This is a genomic window from Klebsiella sp. CSG-1 (genome assembly GCF_056521145.1).
Map to the genome: position 1 here is coordinate 56,883 of NZ_JBWNLD010000003.1, position 16,384 is coordinate 73,266.

At 54.2% G+C, this 16,384-nt stretch carries 16 protein-coding genes, 4 tRNA genes and 1 other RNA gene; 7 read left to right on the plus strand and 14 right to left on the minus strand.

Annotation, left to right across the window (positions count from 1 at the left end; all coding sequences use genetic code 11):
• Window positions 1-6: 6 nt before the first annotated feature.
• Window positions 7-1,302 carry a MocR-like B6 salvage transcription factor PtsJ gene (gene ptsJ / locus AC007G_RS08380; protein ID WP_049268212.1) on the minus strand — a complete coding sequence of 432 codons (1,296 nt, stop codon included), beginning with the start codon at window positions 1,300-1,302 and terminating at the stop codon, window positions 7-9.
• 82 nt (window positions 1,303-1,384) lie between these two features.
• Between ptsJ and pdxK the strand changes: the two genes are divergently transcribed.
• Window positions 1,385-2,251 carry a pyridoxine/pyridoxal/pyridoxamine kinase gene (pdxK, locus tag AC007G_RS08385; protein WP_032686547.1) on the plus strand — a complete coding sequence of 289 codons (867 nt, stop codon included), beginning with the start codon at window positions 1,385-1,387 and terminating at the stop codon, window positions 2,249-2,251.
• Window positions 2,248-2,487 carry a hypothetical protein gene (locus AC007G_RS08390; protein ID WP_032686548.1) on the plus strand — a complete coding sequence of 80 codons (240 nt, stop codon included), beginning with the start codon at window positions 2,248-2,250 and terminating at the stop codon, window positions 2,485-2,487. The genes pdxK and AC007G_RS08390 overlap by 4 nt, the downstream gene beginning before the upstream one ends.
• 44 nt (window positions 2,488-2,531) lie before the next feature.
• Here AC007G_RS08390 and crr read toward each other — a convergent pair whose 3' ends face one another.
• The 5 genes from crr to cysZ all read right to left on the minus strand — a co-directional run bounded on the left by crr (window position 2,532) and on the right by cysZ (window position 7,425).
• A complete protein-coding gene (gene crr / locus AC007G_RS08395; protein WP_003861316.1) occupies window positions 2,532-3,041 on the minus strand; it encodes a PTS glucose transporter subunit IIA in 510 nt (169 codons plus the stop codon).
• Between the two features lie 42 nt (window positions 3,042-3,083).
• Window positions 3,084-4,811, minus strand: coding sequence for a phosphoenolpyruvate-protein phosphotransferase PtsI (ptsI, locus tag AC007G_RS08400; RefSeq protein WP_004866073.1), 1,728 nt, complete (start codon window positions 4,809-4,811; stop codon window positions 3,084-3,086).
• A 44-nt stretch (window positions 4,812-4,855) separates the two neighbouring features.
• The gene (gene ptsH / locus AC007G_RS08405) at window positions 4,856-5,113 is read right to left on the minus strand and encodes a phosphocarrier protein Hpr (RefSeq protein ID WP_000487600.1); all 258 of its coding nucleotides are present in this window, start codon (window positions 5,111-5,113) and stop codon (window positions 4,856-4,858) included.
• 379 nt (window positions 5,114-5,492) lie between these two features.
• Window positions 5,493-6,464: a cysteine synthase A gene (gene cysK / locus AC007G_RS08410; RefSeq protein WP_004865450.1), complete on the minus strand. Its 972-nt coding sequence runs from the start codon at window positions 6,462-6,464 to the stop codon at window positions 5,493-5,495.
• Between the two features lie 199 nt (window positions 6,465-6,663).
• A complete protein-coding gene (gene cysZ, locus AC007G_RS08415) occupies window positions 6,664-7,425 on the minus strand; it encodes a sulfate transporter CysZ (RefSeq protein ID WP_032686565.1) in 762 nt (253 codons plus the stop codon).
• 230 nt (window positions 7,426-7,655) lie between these two features.
• On the opposite strand from cysZ, the gene zipA reads away from it, so the two are divergent.
• From zipA to AC007G_RS08430, 3 genes are all read left to right on the plus strand, one after another.
• The gene (gene zipA / locus AC007G_RS08420) at window positions 7,656-8,684 is read left to right on the plus strand and encodes a cell division protein ZipA (protein ID WP_085396703.1); all 1,029 of its coding nucleotides are present in this window, start codon (window positions 7,656-7,658) and stop codon (window positions 8,682-8,684) included.
• Between the two features lie 74 nt (window positions 8,685-8,758).
• Entirely contained in the window at window positions 8,759-10,774 is a 2,016-nt protein-coding gene (gene ligA / locus AC007G_RS08425) for an NAD-dependent DNA ligase LigA (RefSeq protein ID WP_032686552.1), read from the plus strand.
• A gap of 1 nt (window position 10,775) precedes the next feature.
• A complete protein-coding gene (locus tag AC007G_RS08430) occupies window positions 10,776-10,994 on the plus strand; it encodes a DUF3820 family protein (protein ID WP_142630052.1) in 219 nt (72 codons plus the stop codon).
• Here the strand turns inward: AC007G_RS08430 and AC007G_RS08435 are convergent.
• Window positions 10,991-11,989, minus strand: coding sequence for a bile acid:sodium symporter family protein (locus AC007G_RS08435; RefSeq protein WP_032686553.1), 999 nt, complete (start codon window positions 11,987-11,989; stop codon window positions 10,991-10,993). The genes AC007G_RS08430 and AC007G_RS08435 overlap by 4 nt on opposite strands.
• 89 nt (window positions 11,990-12,078) lie before the next feature.
• Between AC007G_RS08435 and AC007G_RS08440 the strand changes: the two genes are divergently transcribed.
• The gene (locus tag AC007G_RS08440; RefSeq protein ID WP_049268219.1) at window positions 12,079-13,005 is read left to right on the plus strand and encodes a LysR family transcriptional regulator; all 927 of its coding nucleotides are present in this window, start codon (window positions 12,079-12,081) and stop codon (window positions 13,003-13,005) included.
• A 171-nt stretch (window positions 13,006-13,176) separates the two neighbouring features.
• Here AC007G_RS08440 and AC007G_RS08445 read toward each other — a convergent pair.
• From AC007G_RS08445 to AC007G_RS08465, 5 genes are all read right to left on the minus strand, one after another.
• Window positions 13,177-13,310: non-coding RNA, RtT sRNA (locus AC007G_RS08445), on the minus strand.
• 22 nt (window positions 13,311-13,332) lie between these two features.
• Window positions 13,333-13,408: transfer RNA gene (locus AC007G_RS08450), tRNA-Lys, on the minus strand.
• A gap of 4 nt (window positions 13,409-13,412) precedes the next feature.
• Window positions 13,413-13,488: transfer RNA gene (locus tag AC007G_RS08455), tRNA-Val, on the minus strand.
• A gap of 46 nt (window positions 13,489-13,534) precedes the next feature.
• Window positions 13,535-13,610: transfer RNA gene (locus AC007G_RS08460), tRNA-Val, on the minus strand.
• Window positions 13,611-13,652: 42 nt separating this feature from the next.
• Window positions 13,653-13,728 (minus strand) — tRNA-Val (locus tag AC007G_RS08465).
• Window positions 13,729-13,987: 259 nt separating this feature from the next.
• On the opposite strand from AC007G_RS08465, the gene gltX reads away from it, so the two are divergent.
• Complete coding sequence (gene gltX / locus AC007G_RS08470) at window positions 13,988-15,406, plus strand: glutamate--tRNA ligase (RefSeq protein WP_032695522.1); 1,419 nt, start codon at window positions 13,988-13,990, stop codon at window positions 15,404-15,406.
• A gap of 60 nt (window positions 15,407-15,466) precedes the next feature.
• Here gltX and AC007G_RS08475 read toward each other — a convergent pair whose 3' ends face one another.
• A complete protein-coding gene (locus AC007G_RS08475) occupies window positions 15,467-15,859 on the minus strand; it encodes a YfeC-like transcriptional regulator (RefSeq protein WP_032686570.1) in 393 nt (130 codons plus the stop codon).
• Between the two features lie 4 nt (window positions 15,860-15,863).
• Window positions 15,864-16,217, minus strand: a complete 354-nt coding sequence (locus AC007G_RS08480) for a YfeC-like transcriptional regulator (protein ID WP_004865414.1) — start codon at window positions 16,215-16,217, stop codon at window positions 15,864-15,866.
• Window positions 16,218-16,384: the final 167 nt, after the last annotated feature.

The window sequence follows — 16,384 nt, forward strand, 5'->3', positions numbered from 1 at the left end:
CTCCCGTCAGGGGTGTAGAACGAGGTGTAAATCGTCAGCCAGGCGCTCAATCTCATCATCGCTTAACGTCCCCGGCGATAGCCGAAGACCGTGCGATGGCGTGCGAATACCGAACGCTTCGCCTTCGCGGACTAACCAGCCGGCGCGGGCTAAGCGCAGGGCTATTGGCTGGCTCGGCTGCGTTAGCGGCAGCCAGAAATTCAGGCCATCTCCCGGAGGAAAGGGGGGGAAACCACGGTGGGTCAGGGCCGCGGCCAGTTTTTCATTCTGCCGACGATAATGGCGCCGACTCTCCGCCAGCGAGGCAGTAAAGACGCTATCATTCAGGCAGGCAAAGGCAAAGCCCTGCAGCAGATGGCTGACCCACTGGCTGCCGGCGTTGAGCCGCAGACGTAGCGCAGCCGAGGTGGTGCTATCGCTGGCGACAAACGCCAGACGCAGGTCCGGCCCGAGCGTTTTTGACAGGGAGCGTACCAGCGCCCAGCGCTGCGTGGTGGCGGGCAGGGGGGAATGCCAGGGCGTTGCCGATAACAATGCGAAGTGGTCATCAATAATCACCAGCACCTGCGGGTAGCGAGTCAGTATCTCGCGAATAGCCGCTGCTCTGGCTTCACTGAAGCTACAGCCGGTCGGGTTGTGCGCGCGTGGGGTCAGAATGACGGCTCGCGCGCCGCTGCGTAAGGCCAGTTCCAGTTCGTCAGGCAATATCCCCTCTCCGTCAACGGCCACCGGACAGGCATTAAATCCGGCGTAGCGCAGCATATTGATACTGCTGAGAAAGCAGGGGTCTTCAACCACCACACCATCGCCGGGCAGAAGCAGGGCGCAAAGCAGCCGCTCCAGCGCATCGATGGCGCCACTGGTCAGGTTAATCTCAGCCTGGATTCCCAGGTCCTGGTGCATCCAGCGCTGCGCCCAGGTCGCCAGCTTAGGTTCCACGGCAGCATCGCCGTACAGGTGCGGGGTCAGCGAGAGCTGATTCAGATAGCGAGCGAGATCCGGCAGGCGGCGGGGATCCGGGTTACCACCGGAGATATCCCTGAGTGGCGACGAGGGATCTCCGCCTTCCTGCGGCAGGGGAGCGTTCGCGGATTTAATGGCGGTACCGTTGCGCCCTTGACTGACGGCCAGCCCGGAGGTGACCAGCCGTTTATAGACCGCTGCGACGGTGTTGCGGTTAACCGTCAGCTCAGCAGCCAGCTCACGAACCGGAGGCAGCGTCTCTCCGGGTTTTAATACACCGCTTTGTATCAGATGGCGGATGTTATCAAAAATTTCACTGGCGGTTTTTCCAACGATCATTATTGACCTATGACAAAATGAATTTTAGCATAGGACAAATGATAATCAGAGTATGACCCGCTGTCCAGCGGGGGGAGAAGGGATGGGCCAACAAGACGAAATACAATCAGTGCTCTTCAACGATAAGAGCCGGGCGCTGCAGGTCGACATCGTCGCCGTGCAATCGCAGGTCGTGTACGGTAGCGTCGGTAACAGTATCGCGGTGCCGGCCATTAAACAGCATGGACTGCGGGTGATGGCCGTGCCGACGGTGCTTTTCAGTAATACGCCACACTACGATACGTTCTATGGCGGAGTGATTCCGGAAGCGTGGTTTGTGGGTTACCTGCAGGCGCTGGAGGAGCGTGACGCGCTGCGTGAACTACGGGCGGTGACCACGGGTTATATGGGCAGCGCGGTACAGATAGAGCGTCTGGCACAGTGGTTACGCCGGATCCGCAAATCTCACCCGCAGCTCTGTATTCTTGTTGACCCGGTCATTGGCGATGTCGACAGCGGGATCTACGTAAAGGCGGAGATTCCGGATGCCTATCGTACTCATCTGCTGCCGCTGGCGCAGGGGATAACGCCAAACCTGTTCGAACTGGAAACGCTGAGCGGCATGCCCTGCCGCCATCAGCAGGAGGCCATCGCTGCCGCGCGTAGTCTGTTATCCGACTCGCTGAAGTGGGTGGTGATTACCAGCGCTCCGGGAATGGACAGCGCGACGATTAACGTTCTGGTGGTGACGGCTGATTCGGTTGAGGTGGTGGTCCATCCGCGGGTTGAAACGGACCTGAAAGGTACCGGCGACCTGTTTTGCGCCGAGCTGATCAGCGGCCTGATGTCGGGGCTGGCGCTGGGAGCGGCGACGCATGCTGCGGCGCAGCGCGTGCTGGCAGTGATGACCTGGACCGATCGACAGGGCTGCGATGAGCTGATCCTGCCGCCGCCGGAGGTAAGCGCATGAAGAGCTATCGTTTAGTTGTACGTCAGCAAGGGCGCATTGTTGGTTATTTTGATACCGCCGGTAATGATGCCCTGGAAGATGTCTGCGTGGCCCGGTCGCTGTTTGGCGTCACCGGTGGATACCAGTGCGATCTGTTGGTTTCAGATAGCGAACGGCGGATTCTGGAAAGTGGACCAGAGGGGATGAAGGTCCTCTCCCGGGAGAAATGCTTTCGGCCGGTAAAATCCATCCTGTAAAAAAAAATGGCGCCAATAGGGCGCCATTTTTTCTGCGGCAAGAATTACTTCTTGATGCGAATGACCGGGGTTTCACCCACGGTAACGCTACCGGACAGTTTGATCAGCTCTTTGATCTCGTCCATGTTGGAGATAACAACCGGAGTCAGGGTCGACTTGGCTTTCTCTTCCAGCAGCGGCAGATCGAATTCGATGACCGGGTCACCCACTTTCACACGCTGACCTTCTTCGGCAATGCGTTTGAAGCCTTCGCCTTTCAGTTCAACGGTATCAATACCGAAGTGAACAAACAGCTCGATGCCGCTATCCGATTCAATAGAGAATGCATGGTTGGTTTCAAAGATTTTACCGATGGTACCGTCTACCGGCGCAACCATTTTGTTGCCGGTAGGTTTGATGGCAATGCCATCACCCACAATTTTTTCCGCAAAAACCACATCCGGCACGTCTTCGATGTTGACGATCTCGCCAGAGAGCGGAGCAACAATCTCAATAGTTCCGGAGTCTTTTTTGTCATCAGAAACCAGAGATTTCAATTTATCGAACAAACCCATGATCTTCTCCTAAGCAGTAATTTGGGCCGCGCATCTCGTGGATTAGCAGATTGTTTTTTCTTCAATGAACTTGTTAACCAGCGTCATTAACTCGTCCGTTGTCGGTTGAGCAAGAGCCTGCTCTGCTAATACTTTCGCATCTTCGAAGTTCGTGTTACGAATAATCTTCTTGATACGCGGGATGGAAATGGCGCTCATAGAGAATTCGTCCAGCCCCATACCCAGCAACAGAAGTGTAGCACGTTCATCGCCCGCAAGCTCACCACACATGCCAGTCCATTTGCCTTCGGCATGAGAAGCATCAATTACTTGCTTAATCAGCGTCAGTACAGATGGCGACATGGGCTGGTAAAGATGTGAAATCATATCATTACCACGGTCAACTGCCAGAGTATATTGCGTTAAATCATTGGTTCCGATACTAAAGAAATCGACTTCTTTCGCTAAATGACGGGCAATCGTTGCCGCGGCCGGTGTTTCAACCATTACGCCGACTTCGATTTTTTCGTCAAATGCTTTACCTTCGTCACGCAGTTCCTGCTTGTAGATCTCAATCTCTTTCTTCAGCGCACGCACTTCTTCAACAGAGATGATCATCGGGAACATGATGCGAAGCTTACCGAACGCGGAGGCGCGCAGGATGGCACGTACCTGGTCACGCAGGATCTCTTTACGATCCATCGCGATACGTACGGCACGCCAGCCCAGGAACGGGTTCTCTTCTTTCGGGAAGTTCATGTACGGCAGTTCTTTATCGCCGCCAATGTCCATGGTACGAACGATAACGGCCTGAGAACCGCACGCTTCGGCAACCGCTTTATAGGCAGCAAACTGCTCTTCTTCAGTCGGCAGCGCATCGCGGTCCATGAACAGGAATTCTGTACGGTACAGACCTACGCCTTCTGCGCCGTTGCGCTCAGCGCCATCGACATCACGTACGGTACCGATGTTGGCGCAGACTTCAACCTGATGTCCGTCCAGCGTAATCGCCGGCAGATCTTTCAGCTTAGCCAGTTCTGCTTTCTCTTCAGCGACCTGAATCTGCAGTTTACGCAGCTCTTCGATTTGTTCGTTGGTCGGGTTAACCAGAACCTGGTTATTCACCGCATCAAGGACCAGATAATCGCCGTTTTTCACCTGGGTGGTGACGCTACCGGTGCCCACGATGGCTGGCAGTTCAAGGGAACGCGCCATGATAGAGGTGTGGGAGGTACGGCCACCGGCGTCGGTAATGAAGCCCAGCACCTTGTTCAGGTTCAGCTGTGCGGTTTCCGACGGAGTCAGATCGGCGGCAACCAGAATCACTTCTTCCTGAATCGCGCTCAGATCGATGATAGCCAGGCCGAGGATGTTGCGCAGCAGGCGCTTACCAATGTCACGTACGTCAGCCGCACGTTCTTTCAGGTATTCATCATCCAGCTCTTCCAGGGCAGTGGCCTGACCTTCGATAATCTCATTTGCTGCCGCATCGGCAGTCATCTGCTTATCTTTAATCAGGGCTATGATTTCCTGCTCAAGCTCCTCATCTTCCAGCAGCATGATGTGCCCTTCGAAGATGGCTTCTTTTTCTTCACCGAAAGTTTCACCAGCTTTGGTTTTGATGACCTCCAGCTGGGCGGAGGCCTTGGCGCGGCCGCTCAGGAAACGTTCGACTTCCTGATCAACCTTATCGGCAGAAATTTTCTTCCGGTCGATGACAATTTCGTCTTCTTTCAGCAGGAGAGCCTTACCGAAAGCGATACCCGGGGATGCTAAAATGCCTGAAATCATAACCCTACCTTACTTGTGACTGATATTAAAAAGAACCCGTGAACTTATTCGAGTTCAGCCATCAGTTTTACCAGATGCTCAACTGCTTTCTGCTCATCTTCGCCTTCTGCGGAGATAGTCACGACGGTACCCTGAGTCAGACCCAGAGTCTGCAGTTTGAACAGGCTTTTGGCGCTGGCGCTTTTGCCGTTGGAGGTTACAGTGATCTCAGAAGTGAAGCCTTTTGCTTCTTTAACAAACTGAGCAGCAGGGCGGGTGTGCAGACCGTTCGGAGCGGTAATGGTAACTTCTTGCTGGAACATTATATTTCCCCAACTTATAGGTTTAGTGTTGTGGACCTAAAGTCTAGCCTAACGGCAAGGCTTTAGCCTGTATTGTTAGCGCCGGCATTACGTGTCTGGCTAAGGTGTCAGCAGCGTGTTCGCTGTGAAGACCATCTGGCCGTGGACGTCTGGCACGTCATTAAACATTATGCAGCGAAAGGAAGACTTGAACCAAATCATAAAATCGATTCAGCTTACGGAAATCCGATTATGAATAATTTCGCGCATCAAAATAAATGTGTTGGTTAAATACCAGACCCTACGCGGTGAATCAATGCCAGGAGGGGTAAAACTTTGACGTATGCCACAAAAAAGCACCTGGAAAGGTGCTTTTTTACACGATGCTAACGAGCTGGCATCACTGTTGCAGTTCTTTCTCGGTGAAGAGATCGGCAAACAGCGCGGTGCTTAAATAACGCTCACCTGAAGACGGTAGGATAACTACAATATTCTTATTGGTAAAGGCCTCATCTTCCTGGAGCTTAAGTGCGGCAGCGACGGCCGCGCCGGATGAGATACCGGCCAGAATACCTTCTTCATCCATCAGGCGACGTGCGGTGGAGATGGCTTCTTCGTTAGTGATAGCAACCACTTTATCAACCAGCTTCAGATCAAGGTTGCCAGGAATAAAGCCGGCACCGATGCCCTGAATTTTATGTGGACCTGGCTTGAGCTCAACGCCTGCCAGCGCCTGAGCGATAACCGGGGAGTCGGTCGGTTCAACCGCCACGGTGATCAGATCTTTTTTGCCTTTAGTGCCTTTAATGTAGCGGCTCACGCCGGTCAGCGTACCGCCGGTGCCGACGCCGGAGATAAAGACATCCACCTGGCCATCCGTATCTTCCCAGATTTCCGGACCGGTGGTCTTTTCATGAATTTCCGGGTTTGCCGGGTTGCTGAATTGCTGCAGCAGCAGATATTTTTCCGGGTTGCTGGCGACAATCTCTTCTGCTTTCTGAATCGCGCCTTTCATGCCCTTCGCGCCTTCGGTCAGCACCAGATTCGCGCCCAGAGCTTTTAGCAACTTACGACGTTCAATACTCATGGTTTCCGGCATGGTCAGCGTCAGCTTATACCCGCGCGCTGCCGCAACATAGGCGAGAGCGATACCGGTGTTGCCGCTGGTCGGTTCAACCAGTTCAACGCCTGCTTTCAGTACACCGCGTTTTTCGGCATCCCAAATCATATTGGCACCAATTCGGCATTTTACGCTAAAGCTCGGGTTGCGTGATTCAACCTTTGCCAGGATGCGCCCGTTACCGATTCGGTTCAGTCGTACTAACGGCGTGTGGCCGATAGTCAGGGAGTTGTCTTCAAAAATCTTACTCATGGCCCGTCCTTAACTGTATGAAATTTGGGAGTACGGCTTCAGCATACCCGCTTAAAGAATATGCGGAAGTAAGGATTTAGCATATCTATATTCGGAAGGGAAATAATGGTAAGCCAGAAGGAATAAGGAGCGGTATATAGCCGCTGTGCTTCAGGCCATGCTTTTGCTGGCCTGAAGCACTGAGCATAAGGAGAGGGCGCTATTTCCACATGGCGTGTTTATCGCGATAGCAATCGACCCACATGGCCGTTGCGCCGCAAATGGCGACCGGCAGAATGACCAGGTTCAGTACCGGGATCATGGTAAATAAGCTGGTCAGAGCGCCAAACTGCATATTGGTGACTTTACGGGTCCGCAGCGCCTCGCGCATGGTTTTAAACGACACCTTGTGGTTGTCGAAGGGGTAGTCGCAGTACTGAATGGCCAGCATCCACGCGCTAAACAGGAACCACAGTACCGGCGCCAGAGTCTGGCCAATCCCGGGAATAAAATAGAGTATCAGCAGGACGATCGCGCGCGGCAGGTACCAGGCGAACTTCTGCCACTCACGCTTCATAATGCGCGGCACGTCTTTCATGATGCCAAAAATACCCACGTCCGGCGGCGTGGCGCCGGTGAGACGAGCTTCGAGCTGCTCAGCGAGCAGGCCGCTAAACGGTGCGGCAATCCAGTTGGCGATGGTGGAGAAGAAGTACCCGAACACGAGCAGAATAGAGATGACCACGATGGGCCACAGCAGATAGTTCAGCCATTGTAGCCACTGCGGAACATGGCCCATTAAGGATGGGATCCAGCTATCCAGGCGGGTGAACAGCCACCAGAAGGCGCCGCCCATCAGAATGATGTTGACTAACAGAGGCAGAAAGACGTAACGACGAATCCCCGGCAGCCCGATCAGTTTCCAGCCCTGCGAAAAATAGTAGACGCCGCTACGCGGGGTAGATGCGGATGTTGAAACCATGGTCAGGCGATGCTCCTCTTTTGACATCCTAACTGAATGCCCGCTTATTTTATCGGGTTGTCAGACAATAACCAGTTAGGAAATGTTCGAAAAAACAGCAAAAAGCACGATTTAGTTCATCTTTATGTAGTGAAAGCGGTAGACACACTTGCACTCGACGTAATCGGCAAATACTCTTAGTGAGTAAATGTTTGCCGTGGTGGCAAGGTGTTAGAACAACAGAGAATATAATGATGCAGGATTTGCGTCTGATATTAATCATTGTTGGCGCGATCGCCATACTCGCTTTACTGGTACACGGTTTCTGGACCAGCCGTAAAGAACGTTCCTCGATGTTTCGCGATCGCCCACTGAAACGTATGAAGTCTCGCGATGACGAAGAGTCTGAGAACGATGACTTTGATGACGATGTTGAAGGCGTAGGTGAAGTTCGCGTTCACCGGGTTAACCACGCCCCAAATGGCGTGCATGGGGAGCAAGAAGCACCTCGTCAGGCGCCGCCGCAACACCAATACCAGCCTCCTTACGAGCGTCAGGTGCAGCAGCCTGTGCGTCCGGAAGAGCCGGTACGGCAGCAGCCCGCTCAGCATCAGGCACCGCAGCCTCATGTGCCGTCGCCTCAGGGGCAACAGCCACCGCAACCTGTCGCGCCGCAGCAGCCTGTGCCGCCGCAATATCAGCCTCAGCAGTCGCCTCAGCAGCCGGTCGTTCAGAGTGCGCCGCAACAGCCTGCTCAGGTACCGCAGCCAGCGCCGCAGCCTGTCGCCGCGCAGCCTCAGCCGGTAGCTGAACCGCAGGTCTCCGAGCCTCAGCAGCCAGCGCCGCAGCCAAAAGAACGCAAAGAAACGGTTATCGTCATGAACGTTTCTGCGCACCAGGGCACGCAGATTAACGGCGAAGTGCTGATTAACAGCATCCAGCAGGCGGGCTTTAAATTTGGCGATATGAATATCTTTCATCGCCATCTCAGCCCGGACGGCAGCGGCCAGGTTCTGTTCAGCCTGGCAAATATGGTTAAACCGGGCACCTTCAATCCCGATGGTATGGCCGACATGACCACGCCTGGCGTAACGATCTTTATGCAGGTGCCGTCGTTTGGTGATGAGCTACAAAACTTTAAACTGATGCTGCAATCCGCACAGTATATTGCCGATGAAGTCGGTGGTGTGGTGCTGGACGATCAGCGTCGGATGATGACCCCGCAAAAACTGCGCGAATATCAGGACCGTATTCGTGAAGTTAAAGAGGCCAACGCCTGATTTATTCCCCGGCGTTTCGTCTACCAATCCAGAACCCCCGCCTGCCGGGGGTTTTTTATCATTGATGGTGTGATATGGAACCGATCGAACAAAAACTAACTGAACTGCGAACCACGCTTCGCCATCATGAATATCTGTACCACGTTATGGATACCCCGGAGATTCCCGATGCGGAATATGACCGGTTAATGCGCGAACTGCGCGAGCTTGAAGCCCTGCATCCGGAACTGATTACCCCTGATTCTCCAACCCAACGCGTGGGCGCGGCGCCGCTGGCGTCATTTAGCCAGGTCCGCCATGAAGTTCCGATGCTGTCGCTGGATAACGTCTTTGATGAAGAGAGCTTCCTTGCCTTCAATAAGCGCGTTCAGGATCGGCTGAAGAGCAGTGATGACCTGATCTATTGCTGTGAGCTAAAGCTGGACGGGCTGGCGGTCAGCATTCTGTATGAAAACGGCGTGCTGGTTCAGGCGGCAACCCGTGGCGATGGCACCACCGGCGAAGATATCACCGCCAACGTCAGGACGATTCGCGCCATCCCACTGAGACTGCGTGGCGACAATATTCCAGCACGGCTGGAGGTTCGCGGCGAGGTCTTCTTACCGCAGGCCGGCTTCGAAAAAATTAACGAAGAGGCACGCCGCACCGGAGGGAAAGTGTTTGCTAACCCACGCAACGCGGCGGCAGGCTCTCTGCGTCAACTCGATCCGCGAATTACGGCGAAGCGACCACTTACTTTCTTTTGCTACGGCGTGGGAGCGCTGAATGGCGGTGAGCTGCCGGGGAGTCATTCCGGCCGTCTGCAGCAGTTTAAGGCGTGGGGGCTGCCGGTTAGCGACCGGGTGAAACTTTGCCATACCCCAGAGGAAGTGCTTACTTACTACCGTAAAGTTGAAGAAGACCGTCCGAATTTAGGTTTTGATATTGATGGCGTGGTCATCAAAGTCGATTCCCTGGCGCTTCAGGAACAGCTTGGATTTGTGGCCCGCGCGCCGCGCTGGGCGGTGGCGTTTAAGTTCCCGGCGCAGGAGCAAATGACTTTCGTGCGCGACGTCGAGTTTCAGGTGGGGCGTACCGGAGCCATCACCCCGGTGGCTCGCCTGGAGCCGGTGCATGTGGCCGGTGTTCTGGTGAGTAATGCTACTTTGCACAACGCCGATGAAATAGAGCGCCTGGGGCTGCGAATTGGCGATAAGGTGGTGATTCGCCGCGCGGGGGACGTGATTCCTCAGGTCGTTAACGTCGTACTCTCCGAGCGTCCGGAGGAGACGCGAGAGATAGTCTTCCCGACCCATTGTCCGGTGTGCAATTCTGATGTCGAACGGGTCGAAGGCGAGGCGGTAACGCGCTGTACCGGCGGGTTAATTTGCGGCGCACAGCGTAAGGAAGCGTTAAAGCATTTTGTCTCCCGCCGCGCGTTAGATGTGGAGGGCATGGGGGACAAAATTATCGACCAGCTGGTTGAGAAAGAGTACGTTCACACACCGGCGGATCTCTTCCGCTTAACCGCCGGGAAGCTCACTGGCCTGGATCGAATGGGGCCTAAGTCAGCACAAAACGTGGTTAATGCCCTGGAAAAATCAAAAGCAACCACCTTTGCTCGTTTCCTCTACGCATTAGGTATTCGCGAGGTCGGTGAAGCAACGGCCGCCGGGCTGGCGGCCTATTTCGCCACGCTTGAAGCGCTGGAGCAGGCTTCCATTGAGGAGCTGCAAAAAGTTCCGGATGTGGGGATTGTCGTGGCCACGCACGTCTTTCACTTCTTTGCTGAAGAGAACAACCGCGATGTGATCGCGCAGCTCCGCGCCGAAGGGGTCAACTGGCCTGCGCCGGTGGTGGTCAATGCCGAGGAGATTGATAGTCCGTTTGCCGGTAAAACGGTTGTCCTGACCGGCAGCCTCAGCCAGCTTTCTCGCGATGATGCGAAGGCGCGGCTGATGGCGCTGGGGGCAAAAGTCGCCGGCAGCGTCTCGAAGAAAACGGATCTGGTGATTGCCGGCGAAGCGGCGGGCTCTAAGCTCGCTAAAGCGCAGGAGCTGGGCATTGCCGTTATTGATGAAGCCGAAATGCTGCGGCTGCTGGGAGAATAAGGTGGATAGGGATCAGCTCATTGAGATTGCTAATACGGAAATGCCGTTTGGCAAATACAAAGGCCGTCGTCTGATTGATGTACCGGAAGAGTATTTGCTGTGGTTTGCTCGTAAAGACCAGTTTCCTGCCGGCCATCTTGGCGAGCTGATGGCATTAACTTTGTTGATTAAAACAGAAGGGCTGAGCCAGCTGGTTCAGCCCTTGAAGAAGCCGCGTTAAGCCTCAGAGGCGCGGGTTTTCTCCTGCGCCAGCTGTGCTTCAGCCTGCCGTTTGTAGCGTCGTGCCAGAACGGCGCACACCATCAGCTGAATCTGATGGAAGATCATCAGCGGCAGTACCATGATCCCCAGAATCGACGTCGGGAAGAGGATGTTGGCCATCGGTATACCGTTTGCCAGGCTCTTTTTCGAACCGCAGAAAACAATCGTGATTTCATCGGCCTTATTAAAGCCGCATTTGCGTGCGACGAAGATATTAATGGCAATCACGATAGCCAGCAGAACCAGGCTGACGACCACGATGAAGAGCAACGAGCCGACGCCGACTTTATGCCAGATGCCGTTCACTACCGCCTCGCTGAAGGCGGAATAGACCACCAGCAGAATCGACGTCTGGTCGGTTTTTGAGATCCACTTTTTATGCCGTGCAACCCAGTCGCCAATCCATGGGCGCGAGAGGTGGCCCAGGACGAACGGCAGCAGAAGTTGCAGCATAATCTTACCGACCTGTTCCAGACTGCCGCCGGCGCCGTGCAGGTTCATCAGCAGACCGACCAGGAGCGGCGAAATAAATATCCCCAGCAGACTCGAAGCCGATGCCGAGCAGACGGCCGCTGCGACGTTACCCCCTGCCAGCGAGGTAAAGGCAATGGCTGACTGAACGGTCGCAGGCAGGATGCAGAGATAGATAAACCCGGTATACAGTGCAGGGTCGACATTAATCGGCGCCCACCAGGCAAACAGCACGCCTAAAACAGGGAATACCACAAACGTGCTGCACATCACCCACAGGTGTAAACGCCAGTGGCTGCCGCCGGCGACGATGGCCTCGCGGGAGAGTTTCGCCCCGTGCATAAAAAACAGCAGCGCAATGGCGGCGGTGGTTAAATTTTCAAAGAAGGGAACAAAACCGCCGCGGGCCGGAAAAAAAGAGGCCAGCAGCACAACGGTGATAAGAGTCAGAGTAAAGGGATCAAGAATGCGGAAAAGTTTCATAAACGCTCCTGAAAATCGATAGCGCTATTGTGCTTTTTCTATTTTGAGAAATAAAATTAATTTATTGCATCCATTCATGAATAAAAAAGATGAATTATTCGCTGCGTCAGTTAAAGGTCTTCGTCACCGTCGCCAGAGCAAAAAGCTTCAGCCGGGCAGGGGAGATCATTGGTCTTAGTCAGTCTGCGGTCAGCCATAGCGTCAAAGAGCTGGAGCACCAGACCGGCGTTCGTTTGCTCGACCGTACGACCCGGGAGGTGGTGCTGACCGAGGCGGGACAGCAGCTGGCCGGTCGACTTGAGCGGCTGCTGGACGAACTGAACAGTACGCTGCGTGATGCCGGACGGGTCGGGCAGCAGTTAACCGGAACCGTACGGGTGGCCGCCAGCCAGACGATTTCAGCGCACCTGATCCCCCAATGTATTGCCCACAGTAATCAACGTTATCCGGAGATCGATTTTGTTCTGCACGATCGGCCGCAGCAGTGGGTGCTGGAAAGCATTCGCCAGGGGGAAGTGGATTTCGGCATTGTTATCGATCCCGGCGCGGCGACCGATCTGCAATGTGAAACGGTGCTGGCGGAACCTTTTTTGCTTTTATGCCGGGAGGATCATCCTTTTGCTGGAAGAGCATCGGTGAGCTGGCAGGAGCTTCACCGCCAGAGGCTGGTATTGCAGGATTACGCCTCCGGCAGCCGGCCGTTGATTGATGCCGCGCTGGCGCGCTTTGGCATTGACGCCAATATTGTGCAGGAGATTGGGCATCCGGCGACGTTGTTTCCGATGGTGGAGTCGGGTATTGGCATCAGCATTCTACCGGCGCTGGCGCTACCGTTGCCTCAAGGCAGTCATTTGCGGGTCAAGCGACTCACTCCGGTTGTTGAGCGTCAGCTGATGCTGGCGCAGCGTAAAAATCGTTCACTCTCTACCGCCGCGCAGGCGTTATGGGAAGTCGTGCGTGAAGAGGGAAATACGCTGACCGCGGGCAGAACTGACGATCCGCTGTATCAGCGATGAAGCGTGCTTCAGGGGGGGCGGGCGCGGTGTGCAGAAACAACAATACGGGTGTAAAGAATATGTGTGGTGGGATGCAGGATAACTTGCTTTGCTCGACTCGAACCTGCCGCAGGTTCGAATTGTTGAATTTGGCACATAGCAAAAAGGCGCCTTTAGGGCGCCTTTTTACATTGGTGGGTCGTGCAGGATAACTCGCTTTGCTCGCCCTTCGGGCCGTCGCCGCGAGCGGCTCCGTTGTCTCGCTTTGCTCGACTCGAACCTGCCGCAGGTTCGAATTGTTGAATTTGGCACATAGCAAAAAAGCGCCTTTAGGGCGCTTTTTTACATTGGTGGGTCGTGCAGGATTCGAACCTGCGACCAATTGATTAAAAGTCAACTGCTCTACCAACTGAGCTAACGACCCGAAGTGGTGGGTGATGACGGGATCGAACCGCCGACCCCCTCCTTGTAAGGGAGGTGCTCTCCCAGCTGAGCTAATCACCCACTTCGGTACTTCACATTTTAACAAGAAATCCAGCTGGCGAGAAAGTGGTGGGTGATGACGGGATCGAACCGCCGACCCCCTCCTTGTAAGGGAGGTGCTCTCCCAGCTGAGCTAATCACCCACTTCTCAATTTCTTGCTACACGGCGGAGACTACATAAGTAGTGGTGGGTGATGACGGGTTCGAACCGCCGACCCCCTCCTTGTAAGGGAGGTGCTCTCCCAGCTGAGCTAATCACCCCCGCTGTGTGGAGTCGCATTATAGGGAGAGTTGAAAATGAGTCAACGCCTTTTCTAAATAATTTGTTTGTTCGTCGTAAAATTAGCCAAAACGATCGCAAAAGCATCCGCGACGCATGATTTATAAACAAAAATAGCAAAGCGTGACGTTCAGACCTGAACAACATTGAGGAATCAGCCCACGGTGTTAGAATATTCACCCATAAATACCCACGGACTCTGCCGGTTGTCGGCATCTTTATTAAACGTAAGGCCATTTCATGAAAATCAAAACTCGCTTCGCGCCCAGCCCGACAGGCTATCTGCACGTTGGCGGTGCGCGTACTGCTCTCTATTCCTGGCTTTTTGCTCGTCATAATGACGGTGAGTTTGTACTGCGTATTGAAGACACCGATCTTGAACGCTCAACGCCGGAAGCAATTGAAGCCATCATGGATGGGATGAACTGGCTGAATCTGGAATGGGATGAAGGTCCGTACTTCCAGACCAAACGTTTTGACCGGTATAACGCCGTCATTGATGAAATGCTGGCAGCGGGTACCGCTTATAAATGCTATTGCTCCAAAGAACGTCTGGACGCGCTGCGTGAAGAACAGATGGCAAAGGGTGAAAAGCCGCGTTATGACGGGCGCTGCCGCCACGGCCATGAACATCATGCCGATAATGAACCTTGCGTCGTGCGTTTTGCTAACCCGCAGGACGGATCCGTTATTTTTGACGACCAGATCCGTGGGCCAATTGAATTCAGCAACCAGGAACTTGACGATCTGATCATCCGTCGTACCGACGGTTCTCCGACCTACAACTTCTGTGTGGTTGTGGATGACTGGGATATGGAGATCACTCACGTGATCCGTGGTGAAGATCATATCAACAACACCCCGCGTCAGATCAACATCCTGAAAGCGCTGAACGCGCCGGTACCGGTATACGCCCACGTTTCCATGATTAATGGTGATGACGGTAAGAAACTCTCCAAACGTCACGGCGCCGTGAGCGTCATGCAGTATCGTGATGATGGCTACCTGCCGGAAGCTCTGCTGAACTACCTGGTGCGTCTGGGCTGGGCCAGCGGCGATCAGGAGATCTTCAGCCGTGAAGAGATGATCAAGTTGTTCTCTCTCGGAGCAGTAAGCAAATCGGCCAGCGCATTCAACACAGATAAACTGCTGTGGCTGAACCATCACTATATTAATTCGATGGCGCCGGAATACGTAGCGACCTATCTGCAGTGGCATATTGAGCAGGAAAATATCGATACCCGTAACGGCCCGCAGCTGGCTGAGCTGGTCACTCTGCTGGGTGAACGTTGCAAAACGCTGAAAGAGATGGCGGCAAGCTGCCGCTATTTCTACGAGGAGTTTGACGAGTTTGATGCGGACGCTGCGAAGAAACACCTGCGTCCGGTTGCTCGTCAGCCGCTGGAAGTCGTGCGTGACAAACTGGCCGCCATCACTGACTGGACAGCAGAAAATGTTCACCATGCTATTCAGGCGACGGCGGATGAGCTGGAAGTCGGGATGGGTAAAGTCGGGATGCCGCTGCGCGTTGCAGTGACCGGGGCAGGCCAGTCACCGGCTCTTGATGTGACTGTACATGCGATCGGTAAATCCCGCAGCGTAGAACGTATCAATAAAGCGCTGACTTTTATTGCCGAACGTGAAAGCCAGCAATCCTGATTCAGGTTTGCTTCTCGAAGCGTAACGAAGCGGCAGGATATATCCTGCCGTTTTTTTTACCTATTTCTGACTGGCAATACCGAGACGCGACAGGAACCCACTGATGCCTTCACGGGCAAGAAGGTCCCGCAGGCGCTGCTGCTCTTCAGCCGTCATCAGATGCAGCGTCTCGGCAATCTGCCGCCAGATAACGCCAGCATCGTTAACAAAATAGTGGCTGGACGGTTCCGCCAGCTGATGCTCGGTCAGCAGATGACGGAGTGCCGGAATATTGGCCAGAAAATCGAGGACCGGCTTATCAATAATGATCAGACGAGCGCGGCCACCCTTTACGCCGGGAATAGTCTCGGTGCGCCATTTTTGTTCTCTGACCCAGCGGTTAATCGTTTGTCTGGCCAGCCCAAGGCATTCTGCCAGCTCTGCTGGCGTCATTTTATCTTTTAGTTTCATCATTATATTACTGGTCACGAATATCCAGCCGCTGGAGTAACCCGCGAATGCCTTCGCGCAGCAGTAGCGACATCAGCTGTTTCTGTTCCCCGGGAGTCATCTCTTTACTGAGCGTCAGCAGCAAGGGTTCAAGGTCGTTTTCTGCCGGAGAATAAGAAGGGGAGGGTTCCGCCACGCGCTGCGCGCTGCGAATGAATTCTTTGACCTGCTCATTAACGTGTACGAGACGCGCCTTACCGCCCTGCACGCCGGGACGTGGTGATGTTTGCCATCCCTCTTTACGTACCCATTTATTGATCGTCTGCCGGCTGAACCCGGTAAGATGCGCAATTTCTTCAGGTGTCATTCGTTCCTTGAGCATACTATTTCCTGAGTAAAAATGTGGGAATTAGTTGCTCATGTTATAGCATCCTTTTACGCGAAAGAGTGACATGTTTAACGTCTACCTGCGATAAGGCTCGCAATGTCAGCGAGTTGCCTGCTTTTTCAGCGATCAAATTGCGAGGCTTCATTTTGCCGTTGACACCT

Excerpts from the sequence above, each read along its gene's own strand:
- AC007G_RS08390 (WP_032686548.1), top strand. The coding sequence starts at position 2,248 with ATGAAGAGCTATCGTTTAGTTGTACGTCAGCAAGGGCGCATTGTTGGT.
- pdxK (WP_032686547.1), top strand. The coding sequence starts at position 1,385 with ATGGGCCAACAAGACGAAATACAATCAGTGCTCTTCAACGATAAGAGC.
- zipA (WP_085396703.1), top strand. The coding sequence starts at position 7,656 with ATGATGCAGGATTTGCGTCTGATATTAATCATTGTTGGCGCGATCGCC.
- ptsJ (WP_049268212.1), bottom strand. The coding sequence starts at position 1,302 with ATGATCGTTGGAAAAACCGCCAGTGAAATTTTTGATAACATCCGCCAT.
- cysK (WP_004865450.1), bottom strand. The coding sequence starts at position 6,464 with ATGAGTAAGATTTTTGAAGACAACTCCCTGACTATCGGCCACACGCCG.
- crr (WP_003861316.1), bottom strand. The coding sequence starts at position 3,041 with ATGGGTTTGTTCGATAAATTGAAATCTCTGGTTTCTGATGACAAAAAA.
- AC007G_RS08440 (WP_049268219.1), top strand. The coding sequence starts at position 12,079 with ATGAATTATTCGCTGCGTCAGTTAAAGGTCTTCGTCACCGTCGCCAGA.
- AC007G_RS08435 (WP_032686553.1), bottom strand. The coding sequence starts at position 11,989 with ATGAAACTTTTCCGCATTCTTGATCCCTTTACTCTGACTCTTATCACC.
- gltX (WP_032695522.1), top strand. The coding sequence starts at position 13,988 with ATGAAAATCAAAACTCGCTTCGCGCCCAGCCCGACAGGCTATCTGCAC.
- AC007G_RS08475 (WP_032686570.1), bottom strand. The coding sequence starts at position 15,859 with ATGATGAAACTAAAAGATAAAATGACGCCAGCAGAGCTGGCAGAATGC.
- ptsH (WP_000487600.1), bottom strand. The coding sequence starts at position 5,113 with ATGTTCCAGCAAGAAGTTACCATTACCGCTCCGAACGGTCTGCACACC.
- ligA (WP_032686552.1), top strand. The coding sequence starts at position 8,759 with ATGGAACCGATCGAACAAAAACTAACTGAACTGCGAACCACGCTTCGC.
- ptsI (WP_004866073.1), bottom strand. The coding sequence starts at position 4,811 with ATGATTTCAGGCATTTTAGCATCCCCGGGTATCGCTTTCGGTAAGGCT.
- cysZ (WP_032686565.1), bottom strand. The coding sequence starts at position 7,425 with ATGGTTTCAACATCCGCATCTACCCCGCGTAGCGGCGTCTACTATTTT.
- AC007G_RS08480 (WP_004865414.1), bottom strand. The coding sequence starts at position 16,217 with ATGCTCAAGGAACGAATGACACCTGAAGAAATTGCGCATCTTACCGGG.